Source organism: Propylenella binzhouense (genome assembly GCF_009866965.1).
In the GTDB taxonomy this organism is placed as follows: Bacteria; Pseudomonadota; Alphaproteobacteria; order Rhizobiales; family Afifellaceae; genus Propylenella; species Propylenella binzhouense.
Window position 1 is genome coordinate 1 of the sequence record NZ_SPKJ01000170.1, and the last position, 4,290, is coordinate 4,290.

Sequence of the window (4,290 nt, forward strand, 5' to 3'; positions counted from 1 at the left end):
CTCGGCGAGCGCCTGCCGCGCCGTCAGCGCGCCCGGCCGCGCCGGCGCGGCGAGCACCGCCCGGCAGGCGTCAGGAAGGTCCGCAAGCGTGATCGGGCGCGGCTTCTTCCCGCCCGGCTTGGCGGGCCGGTAGGGCTCGGCCGTGTACCACCAGGCGAGCTCCTTGCCGCAGCCGTCGCCCTTCGGCGGCGCGCTCTGGCCGCGGCAGCCGGCGGCGCCGGGCGGGCAGCCGAGCCGGACATGCATGTGGTAGTTGTGGCCCCAATAGGGCCTGACCTTGCTGAGCCAGCCGCGCGCGCCGGTCGCCGTTTCGCAGAGCTTCTTCTTGATCCCCGGCGCCACGAAGATGCGCTCCACCCGCGGATCGCTGGCGGCGCGGCGGATGAGCCGGAGATGCGCCTCCGACCAGACCGCCGGATCGACCTCGTGCGGGCCCGGCTCGGTGAGCGGGACGGGCGCCATGTTCTCCCGCTCGCGCGCGGAGAGGACGCGGCCGGGCATCGGCGTGAGCCAGATGTCGGCATCGAGCCCGACCTGGTGCGAGGCATGGCCGGTCAGCATGGGGCCGCCGCGCGGCTGCGACATGTCGCCGATGAGGAGGCCCGGCCAGCCGTCCCTGGCGGCGGCCTGCGTGGCGAGATCCCGCAGGAAGGCGATCAGCGCCGGATGGCCCCAGTTGCGGTTGCGCGACAGCCGCATGGCCTGCCAGTGCGGTCCGACGACGGGCATGGCGACGGCGCCGGCGAGGCAGCCGCGGCTGTAGAATCCGATTGCGCGTGAGGCGAGGTCGGCAGGCGCGGGCTTGGCGCCGAACAGGACCTTGGCGGCTTCGGCGGCCTGCGCCGGACCGTGGGCCACCGCGGCGGCGGCCCAGAGCGCGGCGGCGAGAATCATCGCGCGGCGGATCATCGGCCCGTTTTACCACGCGCGGCGCCGCCACGAAAACCCGGCGCCCGCCCGGCAGGGCAATCCGGCCGCCCCTCGGCGTCGCGCGCGGGAACCGAACCGCCGCCGCCGCGCTATTCCGGACCGGCCCTCCGTCGCGCACCGCCGCAGACGGAGCGGGGGCGCGCGTCCGATCTTTCGAGCAACCGCAGGAGGCATGCGGGCATGATCAACGACCTCTGGTACAAGAACGCGATCGTCTACTGCCTTTCCGTCGGCACCTTCATGGACGCGGACGGCGACGGGATCGGCGATTTCCGGGGCCTGATGCGGCGGCTCGACTATCTTTGCGGGCTGGGCGTCACGGCGATCTGGCTGTTGCCGTTCCAGCCCTCGCCGCAGCGCGACCACGGCTACGACGTCGCCGATTATTACGGCGTCGATCCCTGCTACGGCACGCTCGGCGATTTCGTCGAGTTCACCCACGCCGCCAAGCAGCGCGGCATGCGGGTGCTCATCGACCTCGTGGTCAACCACACCTCCGACCAGCATCCGTGGTTCCAGTCGGCCCGCAAGGACCCCGCCTCGCCCTACCGGGACTGGTACGTCTGGTCGGAAAAGAAGCCGCCGAACATCCATGACGGCATCGTCTTCCCGGGCGTGCAGGAAGCGACCTGGACCTTCGACGAGGCCGCGCAGGCCTGGTACTTCCACCGCTTCTATTCGTTCCAGCCCGACCTCAACACCTCGAACCCGCATGTGCAGGCCGAGATCCTGAAGATCATGGGGTTCTGGACGCAGCTCGGCGTGCACGGCTTCCGGATGGACGCCGTGCCCTTCGTGATCGCCCAGGAGGGCACCGGGATCGCGGCCCCGCGCGAGCAGTTCGACATGCTCCGGACGTTCCGAGAATTCCTGCAATGGCGGCAGGGCGATTCGATCATCCTCGCCGAGGCGAACGTGCTGCCGGAGACCGACATGGACTATTTCGGCCGCGACGGCGACCGCATGCACATGATGTTCAACTTCCAGGTCAACCAGAACCTCTTCTACGCCTTCGCGTCGTCCGACGCGCGCCCGCTCGCCAAGGCGCTCAGGGTCACGAGGCCCCGGCCGGCGACCGCGCAATGGGGGCAGTTCCTGCGCAACCACGACGAGCTCGATCTCGGCCGCCTCGCCGAGGACCAGCGCCAGGCCGTCTTCGAGGCGTTCGGGCCGACGAAGAACGACCAGCTCTACGATCGCGGCATCAGGCGCCGGCTCGCGCCGATGCTGGACGGCGACCGCCGCCGCATGGAGCTCGCCTACAGCATGCTCTTCACCCTGCCGGGAACGCCGGTCATCCGGTATGGCGACGAGATCGGGATGGGCGACGACCTGTCGCTGCCGGAGCGCGAATGCGGCCGCACGCCGATGCAATGGTCGACCGAGCCGCAGGGCGGGTTCACCAAGTCCCAGCGGCCGACCAAGCCGGTGATCTCCGGCGGGCCCTACGGCTACGAGCAGGTGAACGTGGCCGAACAGCACCGCGACCCCAACTCGTTCATGAACTGGCTGGAACGCATCATCCGCATGCGGACGGAGGTTCCGGAGATCGGGTGGGGCGACTTCACCATCCTGCCGACGCGCAATCCGGCCGTCCTTGCGCTGCGCTACGACTGGCGGAACAATGGGGTCGTCGTGGTGCACAATTTCGCGCACGCGCCCATCGAGATCCGCCTGAAGACCGGCGACGACGAGGAGAGCAGGCTCCTCATCGACCTCCTCGACGGCGACCACAGCCGGGCCGACGAAAAGGGCCGGCACCGGATCGTGCTCGAGGGCTACGGCTACCGCTGGTACCGGATCGGCGGCCTGGACTACCTTCTGCGGCGCACCGAGATCTGACGCGGGTCGCCCGCGTTCGGGCCTTCGAGCCGGGGCCCGCCCCTCCCGGAGGCCAGGGGGTCAGGCCTTCTCCAGGCCCCCCATCCGGCACACCTTCCGCCACTCCGCTTCGGCGACGGGCTGGACCGAGAGCCGCGAGTTCTTCGCGAGCACCATCCCGGCGAGCTCCGGCTCGGCCTTCACCATGTCGAGCGTGACCGGGTTCGGCATTTCGGCCACGGCGACGATGTCGACGCAGTCCCAGGTCCCGGTCGGATCGGTCGAATCGGGATGCGCGGCCGCCGCCACCTCGACGACGCCGACGACCGCGCGCTCCTTGTTGGAATGGTAGAAGAAGCCGCGGTCGCCGACCTTCATGGCGCGCATGAAGTTGCGCGCCTGGTAGTTGCGCACGCCGTCCCATTCCTGCCCCGCGGCGCCCTTCGCCTTCTGCTGCCGCCAGGACCAGCTCTCCGGCTCCGACTTGAACAACCAGTAGTTCATCGTCCCCTCTCGCTTGCCTCAGCCCGCTTCCGCCTTGAGCGGCCGGCTCACCAGGCCCTCGATCGCCTCCTCGACGGTGAGGCCGCCCTCCAGCACGGCGGCGACGGCCGCCATGATCGGCACCTCGACGGCATGCCGGCGCGCGAGCTCGACCGCGACCGCCGCCGTGTGGACACCCTCGGCGAGCGGCATGCCGGCCGCAAGCAGCTCGGCGACGGCGCGCCCGCCGCCGAGCGCGATGCCGAAGGCGGTGTTGCGCGACTGGGCGCTCGTCGCGGTGAGGACGAGATCGCCGAGGCCGGAAAGGCCCGTGAAGGTCTGCGCCTTGCCGCCGAGCGCGATGCCGAGCCGGGTCATCTCCGCGAGGCCGCGCGCGATGAGGGCGGCGCGCGCGCTCTCGCCGAGCTGCCGGCCCGCCACCACCCCGCAGGCGATCGCCAGCACGTTCTTGGTGGCGCCGCCGATCTCGACGCCCACCGGATCGTCGGAGGCATAGGGCCGGAAGCCGCCGGAGGAGAGGTCGGCGCAGAGCCGGTGCGCGAGCCCGATCTCGTCCGCCGCGATCGTGACCGCGGTCGGCAGCCCGCGCGCGATCTCGGCCGCGAAGCCCGGGCCGGAGAGGACGGCCGCGGGCGCCTCCGGCAGGCAGGCGGCGATCACCTCCTGCTGCCGGCGGCCGGTGGCGCGTTCGATGCCCTTGGCGCAGCCGACCACCGGAACGCCGGCTGTCACGTAAGGCCGGAGCGCGGCGGCGGCCGACCGCGTCTCCTGCGCCGGGACGGCGAGGAGCACCAGCCCCGCCGCGCCGCAGGCGGCGGGATCGGCGGTCGGAACGATTCCCGCCTCGAGCCGCACGCCGGGCAGGAGGGGGTTCTCCCGCGTCTCCGCCATCCGGTCCGCCCGGCCGGGATCGCGGACAAGGAGATGGACGATCCGGCCGCTCCGCGCCGCGACGCAGGCGAGCGCGGTGCCGAAGGCGCCGCCGCCGACGATCGCGAGAGGCGCGCGCCCGCTCACGCCCGCGCGCCCCGCCGG

At 71.9% G+C, this 4,290-nt stretch carries 4 protein-coding genes; 1 reads left to right on the top strand and 3 read right to left on the bottom strand.

Features of this window, described 5'->3' with window-relative positions; translation table 11 throughout:
- Positions 1–894, bottom strand: an 894-nt coding sequence (mepA, locus tag E4O86_RS22330; protein ID WP_246206561.1) for a penicillin-insensitive murein endopeptidase, incomplete at its 3' end; no start/stop codon positions are given.
- Positions 895–1,110: 216 nt separating this feature from the next.
- Between mepA and E4O86_RS22335 the strand changes: the two genes are divergently transcribed.
- Positions 1,111–2,772 carry an alpha-amylase family protein gene (locus tag E4O86_RS22335; RefSeq protein ID WP_161142750.1) on the top strand — a complete coding sequence of 554 codons (1,662 nt, stop codon included), beginning with the start codon at positions 1,111–1,113 and terminating at the stop codon, positions 2,770–2,772.
- Positions 2,773–2,832: 60 nt separating this feature from the next.
- Here E4O86_RS22335 and E4O86_RS22340 read toward each other — a convergent pair whose 3' ends face one another.
- Together E4O86_RS22340 and E4O86_RS22345 are read right to left on the bottom strand one after the other, a co-directional pair.
- A complete protein-coding gene (locus tag E4O86_RS22340; RefSeq protein WP_161142751.1) occupies positions 2,833–3,255 on the bottom strand; it encodes an EVE domain-containing protein in 423 nt (140 codons plus the stop codon).
- 18 nt (positions 3,256–3,273) lie between these two features.
- The gene (locus E4O86_RS22345; RefSeq protein WP_161142752.1) at positions 3,274–4,272 is read right to left on the bottom strand and encodes an NAD(P)H-dependent glycerol-3-phosphate dehydrogenase; all 999 of its coding nucleotides are present in this window, start codon (positions 4,270–4,272) and stop codon (positions 3,274–3,276) included.
- Positions 4,273–4,290: the final 18 nt, after the last annotated feature.

What these genes read in the sequence shown, in the direction of transcription:
- E4O86_RS22335 (WP_161142750.1), top strand. Translation starts at nt 1,111, where the DNA reads ATGATCAACGACCTCTGGTACAAGAACGCGATCGTCTACTGCCTTTCC.
- E4O86_RS22340 (WP_161142751.1), bottom strand. Translation starts at nt 3,255, where the DNA reads ATGAACTACTGGTTGTTCAAGTCGGAGCCGGAGAGCTGGTCCTGGCGG.